General features: G+C 28.3%; 19 protein-coding genes, 8 tRNA genes and 1 rRNA gene. 2 read left to right on the top strand and 26 right to left on the bottom strand.

Annotation, left to right across the window (positions count from 1 at the left end; translation table 11 throughout):
- The 14 genes from asnB to VJI93_RS05995 all read right to left on the bottom strand — a co-directional run bounded on the left by asnB (window position 1) and on the right by VJI93_RS05995 (window position 11,043).
- On the bottom strand, window positions 1-1,824 hold the full coding sequence (asnB, locus tag VJI93_RS06060; protein ID WP_323999955.1) for an asparagine synthase (glutamine-hydrolyzing): 1,824 nt from the start codon (window positions 1,822-1,824) through the stop codon (window positions 1-3).
- Window positions 1,825-1,897: 73 nt separating this feature from the next.
- Window positions 1,898-3,373: a UDP-N-acetylmuramoyl-L-alanyl-D-glutamate--2,6-diaminopimelate ligase gene (locus VJI93_RS06055; RefSeq protein WP_323999956.1), complete on the bottom strand. Its 1,476-nt coding sequence runs from the start codon at window positions 3,371-3,373 to the stop codon at window positions 1,898-1,900.
- A gap of 87 nt (window positions 3,374-3,460) precedes the next feature.
- Window positions 3,461-3,534: transfer RNA gene (locus VJI93_RS06050), tRNA-Cys, on the bottom strand.
- Window positions 3,535-3,543: 9 nt separating this feature from the next.
- Window positions 3,544-3,618, bottom strand: a tRNA-Gly gene (locus tag VJI93_RS06045).
- 3 nt (window positions 3,619-3,621) lie between these two features.
- Window positions 3,622-3,697: transfer RNA gene (locus VJI93_RS06040), tRNA-Phe, on the bottom strand.
- A gap of 374 nt (window positions 3,698-4,071) precedes the next feature.
- A tRNA-Lys gene (locus VJI93_RS06035) sits at window positions 4,072-4,147 on the bottom strand.
- Between the two features lie 254 nt (window positions 4,148-4,401).
- Window positions 4,402-4,686 (bottom strand): TipC family immunity protein, encoded by a 285-nt coding sequence (locus tag VJI93_RS06030; RefSeq protein WP_324009216.1) that lies wholly within the window; start codon window positions 4,684-4,686, stop codon window positions 4,402-4,404.
- Between the two features lie 47 nt (window positions 4,687-4,733).
- On the bottom strand, window positions 4,734-5,051 hold the full coding sequence (locus VJI93_RS06025) for a TipC family immunity protein (protein WP_323999958.1): 318 nt from the start codon (window positions 5,049-5,051) through the stop codon (window positions 4,734-4,736).
- A 96-nt stretch (window positions 5,052-5,147) separates the two neighbouring features.
- On the bottom strand, window positions 5,148-5,798 hold the full coding sequence (locus VJI93_RS06020) for a TipC family immunity protein (RefSeq protein ID WP_323999960.1): 651 nt from the start codon (window positions 5,796-5,798) through the stop codon (window positions 5,148-5,150).
- Window positions 5,788-7,548 carry a hypothetical protein gene (locus tag VJI93_RS06015; RefSeq protein ID WP_323999962.1) on the bottom strand — a complete coding sequence of 587 codons (1,761 nt, stop codon included), beginning with the start codon at window positions 7,546-7,548 and terminating at the stop codon, window positions 5,788-5,790. Before VJI93_RS06015 ends, VJI93_RS06020 begins: the two co-directional genes overlap by 11 nt.
- Window positions 7,549-7,811: 263 nt before the next feature.
- Window positions 7,812-8,492: a TIGR03943 family putative permease subunit gene (locus tag VJI93_RS06010; protein ID WP_323999964.1), complete on the bottom strand. Its 681-nt coding sequence runs from the start codon at window positions 8,490-8,492 to the stop codon at window positions 7,812-7,814.
- Window positions 8,485-9,303 carry a metal ABC transporter permease gene (locus VJI93_RS06005; RefSeq protein ID WP_323999966.1) on the bottom strand — a complete coding sequence of 273 codons (819 nt, stop codon included), beginning with the start codon at window positions 9,301-9,303 and terminating at the stop codon, window positions 8,485-8,487. The genes VJI93_RS06010 and VJI93_RS06005 overlap by 8 nt, the downstream gene beginning before the upstream one ends.
- Window positions 9,296-9,967 carry a metal ABC transporter ATP-binding protein gene (locus VJI93_RS06000; protein WP_323999968.1) on the bottom strand — a complete coding sequence of 224 codons (672 nt, stop codon included), beginning with the start codon at window positions 9,965-9,967 and terminating at the stop codon, window positions 9,296-9,298. The genes VJI93_RS06005 and VJI93_RS06000 overlap by 8 nt, the downstream gene beginning before the upstream one ends.
- Window positions 9,967-11,043, bottom strand: a complete 1,077-nt coding sequence (locus VJI93_RS05995; protein ID WP_323999969.1) for a metal ABC transporter substrate-binding protein — start codon at window positions 11,041-11,043, stop codon at window positions 9,967-9,969. Before VJI93_RS05995 ends, VJI93_RS06000 begins: the two co-directional genes overlap by 1 nt.
- A 255-nt stretch (window positions 11,044-11,298) precedes the next feature.
- Between VJI93_RS05995 and VJI93_RS05990 the strand changes: the two genes are divergently transcribed.
- Window positions 11,299-12,078, top strand: coding sequence for a hypothetical protein (locus tag VJI93_RS05990; protein ID WP_323999970.1), 780 nt, complete (start codon window positions 11,299-11,301; stop codon window positions 12,076-12,078).
- A gap of 19 nt (window positions 12,079-12,097) precedes the next feature.
- Entirely contained in the window at window positions 12,098-13,564 is a 1,467-nt protein-coding gene (locus VJI93_RS05985; protein ID WP_323999971.1) for a nicotinate phosphoribosyltransferase, read from the top strand.
- A gap of 128 nt (window positions 13,565-13,692) precedes the next feature.
- On the opposite strand, the gene VJI93_RS05980 is transcribed toward VJI93_RS05985, so the two are convergent.
- The 12 genes from VJI93_RS05980 to rrf form a co-directional block, all read right to left on the bottom strand.
- The gene (locus VJI93_RS05980; protein WP_323999972.1) at window positions 13,693-14,424 is read right to left on the bottom strand and encodes a DNA/RNA non-specific endonuclease; all 732 of its coding nucleotides are present in this window, start codon (window positions 14,422-14,424) and stop codon (window positions 13,693-13,695) included.
- Window positions 14,417-14,836: a hypothetical protein gene (locus VJI93_RS05975; RefSeq protein WP_323999973.1), complete on the bottom strand. Its 420-nt coding sequence runs from the start codon at window positions 14,834-14,836 to the stop codon at window positions 14,417-14,419. The genes VJI93_RS05980 and VJI93_RS05975 overlap by 8 nt, the downstream gene beginning before the upstream one ends.
- Window positions 14,833-15,300: a tRNA adenosine(34) deaminase TadA gene (gene tadA / locus VJI93_RS05970; RefSeq protein WP_323999975.1), complete on the bottom strand. Its 468-nt coding sequence runs from the start codon at window positions 15,298-15,300 to the stop codon at window positions 14,833-14,835. Before tadA ends, VJI93_RS05975 begins: the two co-directional genes overlap by 4 nt.
- Entirely contained in the window at window positions 15,293-15,802 is a 510-nt protein-coding gene (locus tag VJI93_RS05965) for a nucleoside-triphosphatase (protein ID WP_323999976.1), read from the bottom strand. Before VJI93_RS05965 ends, tadA begins: the two co-directional genes overlap by 8 nt.
- A complete protein-coding gene (gene truA / locus VJI93_RS05960; protein WP_323999978.1) occupies window positions 15,789-16,532 on the bottom strand; it encodes a tRNA pseudouridine(38-40) synthase TruA in 744 nt (247 codons plus the stop codon). Before truA ends, VJI93_RS05965 begins: the two co-directional genes overlap by 14 nt.
- 124 nt (window positions 16,533-16,656) lie before the next feature.
- Window positions 16,657-18,201: a cardiolipin synthase gene (gene cls / locus VJI93_RS05955; protein ID WP_323999979.1), complete on the bottom strand. Its 1,545-nt coding sequence runs from the start codon at window positions 18,199-18,201 to the stop codon at window positions 16,657-16,659.
- Between the two features lie 102 nt (window positions 18,202-18,303).
- A tRNA-Arg gene (locus VJI93_RS05950) sits at window positions 18,304-18,378 on the bottom strand.
- A gap of 14 nt (window positions 18,379-18,392) precedes the next feature.
- On the bottom strand, window positions 18,393-19,034 hold the full coding sequence (locus tag VJI93_RS05945; protein ID WP_323999981.1) for an epoxyqueuosine reductase QueH: 642 nt from the start codon (window positions 19,032-19,034) through the stop codon (window positions 18,393-18,395).
- 134 nt (window positions 19,035-19,168) lie between these two features.
- Window positions 19,169-19,245: transfer RNA gene (locus VJI93_RS05940), tRNA-Met, on the bottom strand.
- 14 nt (window positions 19,246-19,259) lie between these two features.
- Window positions 19,260-19,348: transfer RNA gene (locus VJI93_RS05935), tRNA-Leu, on the bottom strand.
- Between the two features lie 5 nt (window positions 19,349-19,353).
- Window positions 19,354-19,428: transfer RNA gene (locus tag VJI93_RS05930), tRNA-Asn, on the bottom strand.
- A 5S ribosomal RNA gene (rrf, locus tag VJI93_RS05925) occupies window positions 19,429-19,544 on the bottom strand.
- Window positions 19,545-19,850 lie beyond the last annotated feature (306 nt).

The following is a 19,850-nucleotide window of genomic DNA, read 5'->3' as shown; positions in this document are numbered from 1 at the left end:
TTAATTAAAGTATTGTTCATACCATTTTAAAAATGTATAAATAGTATAAATTTTACGACCATTATTGTTTTTATTATTAAAATGATCATCAAGAAGTGAATTGATTTTTTCCACATCAAAAAATTCACTTACAAAATCCTTATTGAAAGTTTCTTTAACAATATTATAATATTTTTCTTCCTTAATCCATAAAACAAAAGGAACGACAAAACCTAACTTTCTTCTCTTAGCCCAATCATCGGGCAATTTGTTTAAAGCAGCTTTTCTAAAAGCATATTTTGTTATTTCATTATGAACTTTATGTCTTACAGGAATTGTTCTTGCAAGTTCCCACATCTTTTTATCTAAAAGTGGAACTCTAAGCTCGATAGAATTTGCCATAGTCATTTTATCTGCTTTAAGCAAAATATCGTCAACTATCCACATTTTCATGTCAAGATATAATCTCTTAGAAACATCATCCATATCTTTAACTTCATCATAATATTTTTTTGTTAAATCTCTTGATGTTTCAGAATTTTGATATTTTTCTTTTAAAAGTGTATTAGCTTGTTCATCAGACATTATTTCTGCAGGCCCAATGTATCTATCTTCAACCTTTTGACCATATTTCATTATGATAGTCTTTCCACTAAAATGCTTTTTATCTTTATATTTTTTATATAACTTATTTCTTAAACTAAATGGTAATTTTTTATAAATTCTTTGTGGGAGAGCTTCTGCATATTCATTATATCCGGCAAATAATTCATCTGCTCCTTCTCCAGATAAAACTACCTTAACTTGTTCTGATGCAAGTTTTGACAAAAAATACAGAGCAACAGAAGAAAGATTTGCATGTGGTTCATCTGAATAATATTGCACTTTATTTATTCCTTCAAAAAATTCATCAGGAGTAATTATTTTAGAAAAATTTTCTATTCCAAGTTTATCTGAAAGCTCTTTTGCATAAACTGTTTCATCAAAGCCTTTATTATCAAAACCTACTGAAAAAGTTTTGTTAGGCATAGCTGTTGCAACAACATAACTTGAATCAACACCGCCTGACAAGAAAGAGCCAACTTCAACATCACTAATCTTGTGATATTTAACTGATTCTTCAACTTCTTTTTCTATCTTGCTTACAGCTTCATCAAAAGTCATTTCCTTATAATCAAGAGTTAAATTGTAATAACTCTTTATTTCAAGTTTCCCATTTTCAAAAATATAATAATGTCCGGGTCTAAGTTTCTTCACACCTTTGAAAAATGTTTCTTCTAAAGGATTATATTGAAAAACTAAATAATGCTTTAATGCTTTTTCATTTACTTCTTTTTTAAATTTTGGATATTTTAAGAATGACTTAACTTCTGAACCAAAAATAAAATCTCCGTCAATCATTGTATAATAATATGGTTTTATTCCAAAATGGTCTCTTGCTCCAAAAAGTCTCTCTTTCTTACTATCCCAAATAGTAAAGGCAAACATTCCCCTTAATTTAGCCAAAACACCTTCTTCCCCATATTCTTCATATCCATGTAAAATAACTTCAGTATCGGTATTTGTTTTAAATTTATATCCTTTTTCTAACAAATCATCTTTAATTTCTTGATAATTATAAATTTCTCCATTAAAAATTATAGCCACATCATTATTTTCATTCAAAATCGGCTGAGAGCCTTCGTTTAAATCAATTATACTAAGTCTCCTAAAACCAAAATTAATTCCACTGTCAAAATAATATCCGTCACTATCTGGACCACGATGGATAATTTGATTATTCATCTCTTTTATTATATTTTCATCTTTTATATCTTTACTGTAAAATCCTACAAATCCACACATAATTTCTCCTTAAATACTACTTAAAAGAATTAACAAATTATTAATTAATTATATCATATAGTACAATTTATTTCTATTTTTTTAAAATTTCCTTAACTGTATCTATCTCACTATAAGGAAAATATTCATCACCAATTACTTGATATGGCTCTGCACCTTTCCCAGCAAGTAATACAATATCATTTTCTTTTGCTATTTCAAAAGCATATTCTATTGCTTCTTTTCTATCTTCAACAACAGTATAATTACCCTTATCACATTCAGAAACCAATTCTCTTACAATTTTGCTAATTGACTCATGTCTAGGATTATCTGCTGTAAATACAACTTCATCAGAATTTTCTAAAGCTATTTTTCCTAAATCAGGTCTCATACTGGAATCTCTATTACCACCACTATGACCTATCATAGTAATAATCCTATTATGAGGGACTTTATTCAAAGTTTCAAGAACATTTATAAGTCCATCTGGAGTATGAGCAAAATCAATTATTATTTTGTAATTTCTATTTGATTCTACTATTTCCATTCTACCACTTACACCTGTAAAACTCTTTAAAGCTTCTAATATATCTGAGATTGAAATTCCCTTTACATATCCAGCACAAATTGAAGCCAACACATTATATACATTAAAAACTCCAACTAAATTAGTTTCAACTCTATATACTTCATCTAAAAAATGTAAATCAAATCTCATTTTCCAATCATCAAATGAAATATTATCAGCAAAAAAATCAGCATTTTTATCGTTTATCCCATAAGTAATAATTTCTGATGGAATATGCTCAGCAAATCTTTTTGAATATTCGTCATCACTATTTAAAATAGCTGTTTTTAACTTTCCATTCTTTAAATTATGTCCTAATTGTGTAAATAAAAGCTCTTTGGTATTTGCATAATTTTCCATTGTCTTATGTAATTCTAAATGTTCATGAGACAAATTTGTAAAAATTGCACAGTCAAAATCACAACCTAAAACTCTATCTAAAGCCAATGCATGTGATGAAACTTCCATTACACAACATTTGCAATTTTCAACTACCATTTCATTTAAAAATCCTTGCAAATCAACAGAAATAGGTGTTGTATTTTTAGTAGGAATTACCTTATTTCCTATTTTATGATGTATAGTTCCCATTAGTCCTGTTTTCATATTACAAGTTTCAAAAATATGATTAATTAAATAACTTGTAGTTGTCTTTCCGTTAGTTCCAGTTATTCCAACCATAAATAATTTTTCACTTGGACATTTATATAGCACATTAGCTAGAAGTCCCATAACTTTTAAAGTATCCTTAACATAAACAATCGGAATATCCCCTAACTTGTCAGATACCTCTTTTGATGCTATCACCAATTTCGCACCATTTTTTACGGCACTTTCAACAAATGAATGTCCATCTACAGTATTACCTTCTATGCAAATAAAAGCAGTATTTTCTTTTATATTTCTATTATCTTGAGAAATGTATTTTATATTTATATTTTCAATATTTCCACAAATCTTTTTTACCTTTAAATAAGATAACAATTCATTAGCTAACATATCTTACTCCTATCTATAAAACTCCATATAATATTTTAATTATTTTATTATTCTTTACATAAACAAAAAAGGTCTCATAAGAGACCTTGGAGGCGACATCCAGATTTGAACTGGAGATGAAGGTGTTGCAGACCTCTGCCTTACCACTTGGCTATGTCGCCAAATTGAAATGGAGCGGAAGACGAGATTCGAACTCGCGACCCTCGCCTTGGCAAGGCGATGCTCTACCACTGAGCCACTCCCGCAAATGGTGCCCAGAGGCGGAATCGAACCACCGACACGAGGATTTTCAGTCCTCTGCTCTACCGACTGAGCTATCTGGGCATAATATTCAATTTTTTCGAATTTTTTTATTTTCTTTACTTACTTTTATTTCAATTTTTAGATAGCTCATTCTCTCGTGCTTCGCACTAGACTAAGATATTAACTCAAAATATCTTCGATTTCATCTCGATATTTTGGTTACTCTCTTATACCGACTTTTCGCTATCTGGGCATATAATATTCAATTTTTTCAAATTTTTTTATAATTCTATACTTACTTTCATTTCAATTTTTAGATAGCTCATTCTCTCGTGCTTCGCACTGGACTAAGATATTAACTCAAAATATCTTCGACTTCATCTAGATATTTTGGTTACTCTCTTATACCGACTTTCGCTATCCGGGTATAAATTTTTATAGCCTAAAAAATTAATTGGTGCACCTTCAGGGGTTCGAACCCTGGACACCCTGATTAAGAGTCAGGTGCTCTGCCAGCTGAGCTAAAGGTGCATATTCAATACCTAAATAGTATAAATCATTTATTTTCATTTGTCAAGTACTTTACAATAATTTTTATAGGATAAAACTGCACTTTCTTGATGTTTTTAAGCAGATAATACATAAGCTTTGTCTGTGCTTTTTTATACACGGGTGTATGAATGGTTTTATGTACCGATTCCCCCTAAGTGTATAAAATATGGTACTCTTAAATATTTTTTTATTAGTTTTACTATTCGCTTTCCCTCGTAATAATTAAATTTTCCCTAATCCACTCCGTCAAATAATGGACTTCTTTCTATTTTTACTGTCCCTAGATTGTCTTTTGAATATCTTGAGTTTGCATATTTTTCCCAGTCTCCTATTACCTTTTCATACAGCAATTCGTCTGCTGTTTCTTTCAAGTCTTTTATGGATATATTATTTTTTTCTAAATATTCTTTTATCTTTGGAATTTCATCAATTTCAGCTTCTGGCATTTTTTTTGTATTATCAAAAAAATCAACATTTTCTACCATTCTCTTGCTTTCTATATCATATTTGTAATGTATAGAAAATGTTATTTTCTTTTCAAGTATCTTATTATAAAAGCTTATATCTATTTTTTTGTATCATAAATAAATTTAAATCTAATCTTCCATTCTCCTAACATTCTTGTTTTATATTTCTTTTTATATCTTTCATATACTGTTGTATCTTCTTTCATTGATGTATATACCATATCTTTCCTATTCCATTGCTCTATCCCCGGTATGTCCCAAAATGGAGTTTCTCCAAACCAACTATATACTTTTTTCTCTCCATAATACATTTCATCAAATACATTCTTTACTTTTGGGTCTATTATTTTATATACTATTATAATCAATAATAATGATAATAGTATTACTAATGCTTTCTCTGTTTTACTCTTCATTTTCTTTCTCCTGTTTTACATACTTTATATATTTATTATTATTTCTCAAATTTTTTATAAAGTTAAACAGTTTTTTCTTATTTACATTTCTTTTTCCTAATCCACTCCGTCAAATAATGGACTTCTTTCTATTTTTACTGTACCTAAATTGTCTTTTGAAAATCTTGACTTTGCATATTTTTCCCAATCTCCTATTACTTTTTCATACAACAATTCGTCTGCTGTTTCTTTTAAGTCTTTTAATGAAATATTATTTTTTTCTAAATATTCTTTTATTTTCGGGACGTCTTCAATTTCAGCTTCTGGCATTTTTTTTGTATTATCATAAAAACGAATTATTTCTTTCGCCTTTTTCGTATCTACTTTATATGAAATAAATATTCCTATTCCTATTTTTTTTTCTTTTTCATCATCAATGAAACTTATTTCAATTTCTTTAGTATCATAACTAAATTCAAATATAATATCCCATTTTCCTATTTTTTTTGCTTTATATTTTTTTTCGTATCTTTCTTCTACTGTAGTATCTTCGCTCATCGATGTATCTTTCATGTCATTTCTATTCCATTGTTCTATCCCCGGTATGTCCCAAAATGGTGTTTCTCCAAACCAACTATATACCTTTTTCTCTCCATAATACATTTCATCAAAGATATTCTTTACTTTTGGGTCTATTATCTTATATGCTATTATAACTATTACTATTGATAATAGTATTACTAATGCCTTCTCTGTTTTACTCTTCATTTTCTTTCTCCTGTTTTACATACTTTATATATTTATTATTTCCATTTATCAAATTCATTATAAAGTTATATCCTACCGGATTTTTTATTTTTAACTCTTCCATTGTTAATGTTCTTTCTTCTAATATATATCCATTTCCATATTCTGTAACTTTTCTTAGTTCATATACTTTTCTAATTCCATCTTCAATATATTTAAGCCCTAAATTTTCTTTAAACATTTTTGCTCTATTTATTGTTCCTTCTCGTATTCCTTTATAGTATTCGTTAATTACTTCAATAGAATCTCTACTTTTATCTTTGTTACATAGATGTAAAATATTTACTGCATCTAAATCGGCCTTATAGTCATCTCCATTCATTGATGGTTTTTTAAATGCTTTATTTGTAGTATCTCCTAGCCACCCTGCCAAGTCATTTGTTACTTTATGTGGTTCCGCAGAATTATACATTGAGCCCGCTATATTTGCTAGCCTAGAATGATTTTTATATAAATTTGTAGCCATTGTGATTGCTTGATGTGTAAAATCTCCTTTTCCATGATATGCATCATCTCTTCTATCTCTATTCCACTTCTCTATAAAATCAGCTTCTGTTAAATATTCTCCATACACTCTCTTAAATTCTGCAAACTCTTTTTTGAATTTTTTTCTTCGATATGTTTGCATATAATTTCCTTCAAATGCCTTTACACCGGCAAATCTATGTTGAATATCTAATTCATACATCAACTGTGTATACTCTTTTTTACTTAATCCTAGTTCTTTATATATCTCTTCTAAACTATATGCTGTCCTTATATTTTGTGATATTCCAAAATTATCTGTTGCTTCTACTTCTTTATAAAAGTAATCTCCCAAGCTTCCAGCTGTTCCTTTCCACTTAAGTTTATAATAATGTCTATCTCCTATAATTCTATTAAATATATAAAATCTTTTCTCTTTACTTAAATGTGCAAATTTTTTATCTATTGCTCTTTTTAACTTTAGTATTATATTTGCTGTTCTTTCGTCAAAGCCAAAATCTTTCATTAAGACTTCTTTGTATTCCTTCTCTTCTCTAGTTTCTATTTTTCTTGCTTCATTTAGTTCGTTTAGTATATTTAGTTTTCTTAGCCATTCTTCTCCTTTTAACTCTTTTATATCAAATTCTCCTGACATTTGATTATAACAGCTTGTATTTTTTATTGCTCTTAAACCTGATTTTATTGCTTTACTTAGCTCTTCTATTTCTCTTGTTAGATTTTCTGTGTTTCGATTAAATATTCTTAATTTTTGTAATAATTCTTCATAATATCTTCTCATATCTCTATATACATTGGAACTTACTAGAAGATGATTTTTATATTCATATTCTCCTTGCCCAAATTCATTTGGTAAAAGTACAATGTCATTTGATAAAAGTCTTTCCAGTCTTCTTTCTTGTGCTTTATACTCTGCTATTATTAATTCTAATTCTTCTTCATTTAAACTACTACTATGTACTTCTCTTACATATCTTTCCGGTAATTCTTTCGCAACTTTTGTTGTTAATTCTGATAACAGTTTTCCTCCTTTTGCTATTGGCATTAATATTTCTTCAAAATATTCTCTCATCGCATCATAGGCTTGTCCTTTTAATTCCCCTGTTGTATAGCCTATCTTTGTTATTGCTCTTATTAAACCCTCATATCCTTCTATTCTTTTTTTCATTTCATTTTCTATACTTTCTGCTTGTCTCCTTGAATCTTCCAAGTTCATATTTATTCCCATTTTCTATCTTTCTCCTTTTTACTTCTTTTCATTTTCCATTTTATTATTTATATCATTATATCATATTTTGAATAATTAGCATAAAATAGGGTTAGAAAAATATATAACCCTAAATTACAAAACTTCTCCTAAATTTTCAAAAATATACTTTACTTATGTAAATCTCATTTTATATTTTTATACTACTTATTTTTTTATTTACTAAAAAAGTGTCAATGTTTTCTCATTGACACTTTCAGTCTGATTAGAGACATTATCTCCAATTATTTTTGTAAATGAATTAATTTTCCTTTTGGTTCTATTTCTTTTATCTCAATTAGTTTGAGTTTTACAACTTTTCCAGTTTTATATTTATCGACTATTACTTCTCCAACCATTTCATACCATTTATCCTTTTCAGGATATTTTCCGTCAGTAATATATTCAAATCCAATTACACTATCGTTGTAACAACAGCCAGGTCCTTCACGTAAAATTGCATAGACAACCTCACCTGTATCTTTATCTTCAAATCTCACATTTTGTCCCGAGATTCTAACTTTCTTGCCAACATATTCATCTTTATTTACATAAATATCATTTACAAGAGCTAAAAAAATCCCATCAGAAATATTTATTATTCCATCTTTTGAATCTGCATCTCTTTTTTTATTTAACTGTTCTTTTGTAAGTTCATCCTTTTTTTCAGGCTGTTTGTATTCATCTTTCGAATCATTTTGCCCTTGATGTCTTTCCAGTTTATAATCATCAGGATTTTGGTTTTTATCAGTTTCAGTAGATTTTTTATCTTTATCGGTTCCAGCATTTTCCGGATCGTTTTTTAGAGCACTTTTTAAATCATTTTTATTTTCTTTATTTTTTACAAACTTATTATTGCTGTCAGCCTTTGAACAAGAACACAGCAATAGACAAGATAATATTAAACTCAATATTTTTTTATTCACTGATAAACCTCCTTACTATGCAAGATAAAATAAATAAAACTAAATTAACCAACACAATACTTGCACCTGTAGGTGTTGAGTATATATATGATAAAGTTATTCCAATGAACAAGGCTATTGTCGAAATTATAACTGATGAAATAACAACAGCTTTATAGCTTTTAAAAATTCTCATTGATGTCATTGCAGGAAATATTATTAAACATGAAATAAGCATACTTCCCATAAATTTCATTCCTATAACTATAGTTACGGAAATTAGAATTGTAACCAAAGTATTATATAAGCTTACATTTACTCCACTTGCCTTTGCAAAATCTTCATCAATTGTTATGGTATATATTTTATTATACAACAAAATATAGGAAATTAAAACCACTATCCCTAAGACAAAGCTGATATACATATCACTTCTTTTCATAATCAGTATACTTCCGAATAGATAGTTACATACATCAACATTTAGTCCTTTGGTTACAGCAGTAAAAGTTACCCCTATAGAAACTGAAACACAACTTAAAAGTGCAATTGCTGTATCACTACTAATATTATATTTTTCTCCATATTTTAAAAGAATAATTCCAGCTATAATTACTATAGGCATAGAAAATTCTATTGGAGAAATATCAAAAGAAAGAGCAATAGAAAGTGCTGCAAATGAAACATTAGAAAGACCAACTCCTATCATTGCATATCTTTTCAAAACTAGAGTTATTCCAAGTAATGCAGAGCTTATTGAAATTAAAAGTCCGACGAATATTGCTTTTACCATAAAGGGATAACTTAACATTTCTGAAATTAAACTAATCAAAATTTATTTCCCCCTTTTCATATTTTTCCCAAACATTTTCGATGACTTTATTTTCTTTTCCTAAAACCAAAGCTCTATTAGAATACTTAAAAGCCTCTTCATCATGACTTATCATAACAATAGTAAGTCCTTCTTTATTAAGTTTTTCTAAAATTTCATATAACATCTTTCTAACATTTATATCCAAAGAATTTGTAGGCTCATCCAAAAAAATAATCTTTTCAGATACACAAAGACATCTGCAAAGTAAAACCCTTTGTCTTTGTCCGATAGACAGTGAACTTATACTCTTGTTTTTAATTTCCCAAAGATTTAATTTTTTTAAATTTTCTTTAACGACTTCAGTATCTTTGGAAGTATAGAAAAATTTTGAATAGACGGCTCTCGAAGATAAAACAAATTCCCATATCGTTGATGGGAATTCTTTTTTTAATAAAACTTCTTGAGACATATATCCACAAATTTTAAAATTTTTCTTTATTTCTCCTGAAGAGATATTTTTTAAATCTAAAATTCCTTTTAATAGTGTAGATTTTCCAACACCATTTTTTCCTAAGATGAGGAAGAAATCTCCCTCATTAATAGAAAAACTAAGATTGTCAATTATTTTATTATTTTTATAAAAAATTTCTAAATTTTCACAAACTAAAATTTTTTCTTTCATTAATTAAGTCCTTCTTTTAATGCCTCAACATTTTGTTTCATAAGGTCTATATAAGTTATACCCTTATCAAAATCTTCTTTAGTTACAGTATGGATTGAATGTAAAAGTTTAACTTTAGCTCCGGAATTTTTAGCAACAGTTTCAGCCAGTTCACCTTTTCCCATTTCGATATGATAAACTACCGGAATTTTATTTTCTTTTACATAGTCAACCATTTTTTTAATTTGTCCTGCACTTGCAGTTGATTCAACACTACAACCTGAAAACAAAGCACGATACTCTAAACCTAAGTCTTTAAATAAATATCTGAATGGAAATCTATCTGCAATAACAACTTGTTTAATCTTTGCATTATCAACAACATCATGTAACTCTTTATCTACATCTTCAAGTTGTTTAATATAATTCTTCGCATTTTCTTTATAAAATTCTGCATTGTCAGGATCTTTTTCAACCAATGCATTAGTTATAGTTTTAACCATTTGAATAGCATTTTTAGGTGATGTCCAATAATGTGGATCTAATTCTTTTCCTGACTCATTCTCATGATTATGTTTGCAATCTTCACATTCGTCCAAATCTTCATGTTTATGATTGTGATTATGTTCCTTTTCGTGTTCATGGTTATGATTATGTTCATCTTCTTTATCATCATCGTGATTATGTTCGTGTTTCATACCATCAACAGTTTCTTCTTCAAGTTGTTTAATACCATCTACTAATTTAACTACTTTTTTATTTTTCATATCTATACTTTTAGTCAAATTTTCAACCCATTTATCATGTTCAGTTCCACCATACATAAAAATATCTGAATTTTGAACCGTTTTTATATCTTGTGGAGTTGGAGTGAATGAATGAACATCAACTCCCGGTTTTATCATTAACTCCAAGTCAACTTTATCTTTTGCAATTGCTTTTACCATATCATATTCTGGGAAAATTGTAGTTACAACTTTTAATTTACCCTTATTTTTATCGCCTCTATCTTTTTTTTCGGTTTTTGCAGTACAACCTGTAAGCAATACTACTCCTGCCAATATTAATCCAAAAAATTTTTTTGAAATATTTTTCATATTGTACCCCCTATCTATGAAATTTTAAAAATTAAAATTTCAAGAATAATTCTAATTCTTTTATATTGTATCACAAAAATAAAAAATAATCCACACAAATAAGAATAATTTTTATTTACGTTTATTGATTTAATATAGGATAAATATGTATTGATATTATAATAACCATTTAAAATTGAATTGATTATAATAGAAAAAAATTATTAAAAGTGTTATAATAGGAATCGATATGATATTTATATTTTAGGAGGGTTTATGAAAACTGTATTTGAAAAGCAACATATGAAATTTACTCGTAAAGATGGAAGCCTTTTAACTGTAAGAAAAGATGGATTATCTTATGAAGATACAAAGAAAGAAAAGAAAAATTTTGATATTTCATTTGATGAAATTTCCTATATAATATCCCTTAGATATTGTAATTCTAATTCAAGTTATAACTTGTTATTTGAAAAAAAAGATAAGTCAGCTCCTATAGAATTTATATCTGACACTACAATTATAAATGGTTGTCATAATATTTTAGAAACAAAGTCAATACTTTTAGCTCATGCTACGTACAAACTAACAAAAGATTTTCCAAATAATATTGATACTTTGGATATTGATTTAGCTCGTAGTTTGAGAGAAAAAGCAATTCGTATATCTAATGGAGTTATATTCGGTGCAAAGCATAGCATAAATATTAATGAAATTCGTAGAGTTCAATGTGCATCAAATGGTACAATTTCAGATCTTTTAATATACAAAAAAGAAAAAAAGACATTTTGGAATATTCCTGATATGAGAATACCTTGTAATGAAATTACTTTACCTTTGATTGAAGCAATTGTTACTAGAAATACTGGAAAAGGAATTGATTTTTCTCGCGGAAATGGTTTTGATCAAAAAAACAGCAACTATATAATTATTCGATATATGGATTCTAACTTTTTTGTAAATAACGATGGTACTTTTAATACAAACTGGCAAAAACAAATACACGATAGAATTCGTATATTTGACCACGACCTTGAATACTTATTAAATAAATAAATTTCTATGGAGGTATTTTGTGAACAGAAATTTTAATGAATTCAATATTTCAATCCTTTCAGATTTTTATGAATACACTATGGCTCAAGGATATTTTAATGAAAATTTGAATAACAAGATTACTTATTTTGATATTTTTTACAGAAAAAATCCAGATAGTGCAAGTTATGCAATCTTCTCAGGATTAGAACATTTAACCCAAATACTTAATTCAATGAAGTTTAATGATAAAGATATTGAATATTTCAAATCTTTAAATACTTTTGATGATAAGTTTCTAAATTTTCTAAAAAACTTTAAATTTGAATGTGATATTTGGTCAGTTCCTGAAGGAAGTGTAATCTTTCCCAATGAACCTATAATGACTGTAAGAGGTCCTGCTGTTCAAGCACAGTTAATCGAAACAATAGCTTTATTAATAATAAATCATGAAAGTTTAATAGCGACAAAATCAAATAGAATAAAAAGAGCGGCTAAAGGCAGAGCTGTTATGGAATTTGGAGCAAGACGTGCACAAGGAATTGACGCTTCTGTCTATGGAGCAAAGGCTTCATATATCGCAGGTGTAGACGGCACTTCTAATGTCTTAACTGGTAAATTATTTAATATTCCGGTTCTTGGAACAATGGCTCATTCTTGGGTACAAATGTTTGACTCAGAATTAGATGCTTTTAAAGCCTTTGCAAAATCATTCCCAAATAATTGCGTATTGCTTGTAGATACTTATAACACATTGCAATCAGGAGTTCCTAACGCAATTAAAACATTTGATGAGATTCTTAAGCCTATGGGAATAAGGCCAAAAGGAATTAGACTTGATAGTGGGGATTTAGCTTACCTTTCTAAACAAGCCAGAAAAATGTTAGATAATGCAGGATATGAAGATGCAAAAATCGTAGTTTCAAACTCTCTTGATGAATATACTATTAGAGATTTACTACATCAAGGAGCTCAAATTGATTCATTCGGTATTGGCGAAAGACTTATAACTTCAAAGACTCATCCGGTTTTTGGTGGAGTTTATAAATTAGTAGCAATTGAAGAAGATGGAAAGATTCTTCCAAAGATTAAAGTATCTGAAAATGTTGATAAAATAACAACACCGGGCTTTAAAAATCTATACAGAATTTATGATAAAAAGACAAATAAAGCCGAAGCGGATTTAATTACATTATTTGATGAAAAAATTGATGAAAGTAAACCAATTTCAATTTTCCATCCAATTTATACTTGGAAGACTACAACTTATGAAGATTATATTCTAAGACCTATGTTAAAACAAATTTTCAAAAACGGAGAATTAGTTTACCAACTGCCTGATATTGAAGAAATAAGAAAATATTGTGCAAATGAAATTGAAAGTCTTTGGGATGAATTTAAAAGATTTGATAATCCTCATATTTATAAAGTTGACCTTTCAAAAGACTTATGGGAATTAAAAAATAATTTATTAAAAGAAACAATAAAAAAATCCAAAAAAAAATAGAACCATTTAAGATTCTACTTAAAGTGCAGACAAAACTATTATTTTTTCTGCACTTTTTTATTCTGGAACAACAAGGTTCCCGGGTACCCACCCGATGCAAAGCATCGCGGAAGGGCGGAGTTCTTATTTTATTTTCTCCAAGAATTTCCCGTTTTATAATCTATTTCTATATAAGGTTGAACATTAAAACAATATACATTAAATTTAATCGCCTTTCCATTATCTTCAATGGAGATAGCTTCTAGCTGAACACCTCTTGCTACAAGTTCATTATCTACAAAAATTGGTGTTACTCTATACCTTACATGATTATTTGTTTCCTTTACATAATCAGCTATCATATTTTCAAAAGGTAACATTCCTTTTGTATTCAAATATCTAGTTCCTGTTATTAAATTTCTTTTATTTGCATTTTCCCCTGCAAGTTGAAACCCTATCAAATGGCAACGATTATATAAATTTCCACCATCTATTCCATTATATTTAACAGATTTCCATCCTGTTGGCTTTACTGAGGAAATATTCTCCCTTTTTGAAGTTGGCATTAAATCTTGGCCTATTATAGAATCAGCAACCCCACATCTTTTTAAAGAGTCAAGTTCTGAATATTTTTCAAAAGATTTTGATACTAACTCACTTTTATCAAAATTTGGCTCATTATTATTTATGACGACATAAGGCTTTCCGTTATATTCTGGAAGTTTATTTGTATCAAGACCAAAAATATTAGAATTTTTAATAGAATTTTTATTTTCAACATATTTATAAGTAAAAAACGCAACTAGTAACGCTACAACAAGAAATAACACAGCTCCAAATATTTGGATATTTTTCTTGTCAATTCTAATCTTTTTACTCATCTTTATTCTCCTTTACAAATATTTTTCTTGTAATCTTTTCATGACTTTTTCCTTTAAATTCAAAGATTTCTCTTGCCTTCCAATCATCATTTAAAAATTCTTCAAAGGTTTCATCAAAAGGATAATCTCTATTCCAAAAATAAACTATTATTTCATCAACATAAGGTAAAAACCTCTCTAAGAATTCTCCTTCGTATAAAAAGACTGAATCTTCAACAATTTCTGTATTTTCATCGATAATTTCAAAATTAAATTCAAAATCCTTATATAGGTCGTAGCTATATTTTGTCAAAAAAAGTTTTGCATTTCCTATTAATTCAAAAAGATTTTTTCTTTGCAACTCATCCTGACTCTCTCTTTTACAAAAAAATCTAATGCCATTATTCTCATCTAAACAAACAACTAATTTCATTTATTTTTCTTTTCACTCCTTAAAATTTTAAAAAAATCTTGCAAAATTTCTAAACATTCTTCTTCTAAAACTCCGGTTTTTATAATTGATCTATGATTGAGTTCCTGTCTATCTAATACATTTTCAATCGATCCACAAAAACCTCTTTTTACATCCATAGCTCCAATTATAACTCTTTTTATTCTACTATTTACAATCGCCCCTGCACACATACAACAAGGTTCAAGAGTTACAAAAAGCTCTGTGTCTTCAAGTCTAAAATCCCCAAGTTTTTGTCCCGCTTTATTAATTGCAATAATTTCGGCATGATAAACTCCACTTTTTTTGCTCAAAACTCGATTATGCCCTCTTGAAATTATTTTATCATCTTTAACAATAACGCAACCAATAGGCACTTCTCCCTTATCATAAGCCTTTTTTGCCTCTTTCAAAGCAAGACTCATAAAATACTCATCTCTATTCATAAAACTTATCCAAATCAAAAATTACAAAATTTTCTAATTTATCCAAATTTTCAACTATTGGATTTCCACCTTTCTTAAGCACTGCAAAAATTCTATTATTTTCAAAAAGAGAAATTAATTTTGTACAATATTCTTTTAAATGTAATTCCTTATTCCCAATCTCATCAAAGACTAAAATATCATTATCTTTAAAATCATCCATAAATTCATAACTTTTTTTCAAAAAAACATCATCAAAAAATTTCATTTCTTTCTCTCTTTCCCCGATGACAAATCTTTCTTTTGTTCCATATCTAAAAAGTTCAATTCTAAATTTATCAGTAATGACAAGTTCAGTCATAATTCCATCAATTTTAGAATTTTTGTAATATTTTTCTATAAAAGCTTTTAAAAGCGTACTTTTACCAACTTTAATGTTGCCAGTTATCAGAATATGATTTTTACCATTATCTACTTTTCGTAAACTATCAACTAAAAAATCTAAATCTTTAAAATTTGTCATATAAAATCTCCATTAAATAAAGACCATTCGGACTTAAAGTTACTCCTGCCTTTGTTCTGTCTTCACTATCTAAAATTTTTTCAAGTTCACCTTCTTCAATCAATCCTCTGCCGATATCGACTAGTGTTCCAACCATTATTCTAACTTGATTTCTGATAAAACTTTGTCCTTTAATCAAAAAAATCAAATCATTGTTCTCTTTATATATTTCAAAGGAACTAATCTCTCTAATCGGATTAGTATTACCTGTCCTAGGTCCCATAAAAGCCTTAAAACTCCTTCTTCCAATAAAAAATTCTTTGGCTCTTTGCATTTTATCAATATCCAAAGGATATGGAAAATTTGCCTTGTAATTATAATAAATAGGATCCATAACCTCATCTAAATTTAAAATATATTTATATGTTTTCATCTTCGCATCAAATCTTGAATGAAAATTTTCTGAAACCTCTTTAGAATCTAAAACTCTAACACCAATAGGCAAAAAATGATTTAAAGCAGTTTTAAAATTCAAAACTCCTACATTACTTTCAGTATGAAAATTTATAATATGTCTTAAAGAATGAACCCCTCTATCCGTTCTTCCAGCTGAAATAATATTAATATTTTCGCCAGTAATTTTCTTTAAGGCATCTTCTATCTCTCCTTGAATAGTTACAACATTTTCTTGCTTTTGAAATCCAAAAAATAAACTTCCATCGTAACTAATTGTGAGCATAATATTTCTCATAAATATCTCCATTTTAATAATATTCTAGACTATTATTCTATCATAATATCAATAATATGTACAATCTTAAAGACTATACAATATTTTTCAAAAAAAGAACTTTTACTAACAGTAAAAGTTCTCCCTACATTAATGGTGCAAACAATCTTAACAGTGATTGCAATATTCTTGTTATTAATCTTCTTGATTTTATCCATTCTGGTGTAATTTCTATAGATTCTTTTAGAGTTTTTTCAAAATCTTCCTTAACATATTTTACTATCGGTGCTCCAAATGTCCAAACTGCACATTCAAAGTGAAGATAAAGACTCCTATAATCCAAATTTATGCTTCCAATTACAACAAATCCATCATCACATACAAAATTCTTCGCATGAATAAATCCCTTTTCAAATTCATATATTTTTACCCCATTTTTTACAAGATTTTTATAAAATGACCTTGTAAGTAAATGAACATACTTTTTATCAGGAATATGTGGAGTTATGATTCTAACATCAACCCCAGTTTTTGCAGCACTTATTAATGCTTTTTCCATTTCCCAAGTTATAATTAAATAAGGTGTTGTTATATAAATATACCTATTCGCACGTCTAATCATATTTAGATACATATTTTCACTTGTAGACTCTACAAGTGGAGTTTCAGAAAAAGGAATTACTACACCTAGCTCTTCTTTTATTGTTGAATTTTTTTCAATATCTTTTTTATCATACAGAATTGAAATATCAGTATTTTCTCCGGTTGAATAATCCCAAAGAGAAATAAACATATTTATAAAAGAAGCAACAGCATGCCCTTCTAGTTTCAAAACTGAATCTTTCCAATATCCATATTTTTCAATTACATTTATATATTCATCAGCAATATTAATTCCACCAGTATAAGCAATTTTACCATCAATTATGGTCATTTTTCTATGTGTTCTATTGTTATGTTTTGGTAAAACTATTCCCTTGACTTGATTAAATTCTACTACTTGTATTCCTGAATTACGAATTTCATTAAGCTTTTTGTTTGAAATTGTAAAAATACTACCTATATCATCAAGGATAATTCTAACTTCTACACCTTCATTAACCTTTTCTTTTAATATTTTTAAAACTGAATCTAAGAAAAAACCTTCCGAAACAATAAAATACTCCATAAAAATAAATTTTTCAGCTTTTTCTAAATCATTTAGATACTCTTCAAAACTATCTTCTCCAGAAGCAAAATATTTAGTATTAGTATTAAAAAATATAGGACTACCAGTTGAAGCATTTATGTATTTAGCTTGTCTATATACATTCATATCAGAATCATTTAAATTTTCTATATCATAGTCTTTTGAAAGATCCATAGAATCTTTAAACTTTATAGAAAAATTAAAAAGTCTTTTCTTAACAGACTTTAAAAGTCTTTTTTCTCCAAAAGTTAAATAAATTAATCCCCCTAAAAATGGAAGAACAATTACAATTAATATCCAAGTTATTTTAAATGCAGGATTAATATTGTCATTGATAATAATAAAAGTAAAAACCATACCAACAATTAAGTTTATCCCATACAAATAAATAAAATACCTATTAAAATATATTAAAAATACTGTTAAAAACATTAGTTGAATTAAAACCATACAAAATATGAAGAAAATTCTACTAAAAATAAAATTAAAAAAATTTTTCATAATTTCTCCTGTGTATAATTTATCAAAATTATACTTTTCCAAAATTGTATATATCATATTACATTTCTATAAACAAAAAGTACATTATTAAATGTACTTTCTTGGCGTTCTTGGCGGGAATCGAACCCACAACGGTCCCTTAGGAGGGGACTGTTATATCCGTTTAACTACAAGAACATAAGAAAAGAAGGCTATGAGCTTTCTTTTAATTTTTTAAATTCTTCTCTTTCCATTTTAGAAAAGATACATCCACAATAATCTTGTCTATACATCCCAAACATTAATGAAAGTTCTACACTTCTTTTATAACCATTTCTCTTTTTAAAATCTGATGGAAGATGTTTAATTCCAATTTCTTCAGCAACTTTTTGACCAATTTCATTTAAAATTTGTGAATTTTTATGAGGACTTATTGTAAGTGTTGTTGTAAAATAATCAAACTTTTCAGCTTTTGCCAACAATGCAGCCTCTCTTAGTCTTAATTCATAACAATTATGACAACGAATAGAACCTTCTTTCAGTTTTTCCATTCCCTTTACTATTTTATAAAATCTATCAACATCATACTTACCAACTACCATATTTATCGAATATTTTCCATTAATTTTTTCAATCAATTTTTTTTGCTCTTCAACTCTAAAAAAATACTCTTCCTTAGGATAAATATTTGGATTGTAGTAAAAAATTGTAATTCTAAAATAATTAGACAAATATTCAAGACAATAACTACTGCAAGGTCCACAACATGAATGTAGTAGAAGAGTTGGTGCATAGTTATTTTTTTCGTTTTCTTTTATTATATTATCTAATAATAATTGATAATTCTCTTTCATACTTGCCTCCTTATGATATAATTTTAACACAAATAAGCTTTAAAATCAAATCTTAGTCAATTATAGACTATCCTCACTTTATTCAATTTAAGCTAATTTTACACAAAAAAAGAATAATCTTTCGATTATTCTTATGGTTGCGGGAGCAGGATTTGAACCTACGACCTTCGGGTTATGAGCCCGACGAGCTACCAAACTGCTCCATCCCGCGATAATAAAAAAACTTGGTGCCGAGGACCGGAATCGAACCGGTACGATGAGTTAACATCGCAGGATTTTAAGTCCTGTGCGTCTGCCAGTTCCGCCACCCCGGCACAATTGGCTCCCAGGGTGGGGCTCGAACCCACAACCTACCGGTTAACAGCCGGGTGCTCCACCATTGAGCTACCTAGGAGTTTGGCTGTTTTCTATTCTCCCAATACGAGATGTATCAGTACCTTCGACGTTTAAGAGCTTAACTTCTGTGTTCGGGATGGGAACAGGTGTATCCTCTTAGCAATCACAGCCATACTTGTTTATTTATTTTTGCTGTTAAGCTCTGAGCTTTCACTGTCGAAACTTACCATTTGTTTCACAAATGGAGTTTCTTAGCATCTGACCTACGACGCAATCTCAGATTGCTGTTAGGTCATTAACTTCTGTGTTCGAGATGGGTACAGAGTAGCCTCTTAAGCTTCACAGCCATACTTGTTTACTTTTGTACTTTTTCTTTTTCTTTTCTTTTTCAATATATTTCTGTTTAAAACCCCTTACAACTAAAGAGTATATATTTCTGGTCAAGCTTTCGATTTATTAGTATCAGTTAGCTTTGATGTT

This window comes from Parvimonas sp. M20 (assembly GCF_035282425.1).
Lineage (GTDB): Bacteria > Bacillota > Clostridia > Tissierellales > Peptoniphilaceae > Parvimonas.
This window is presented reverse-complemented; position numbering and strand designations above follow the sequence as displayed.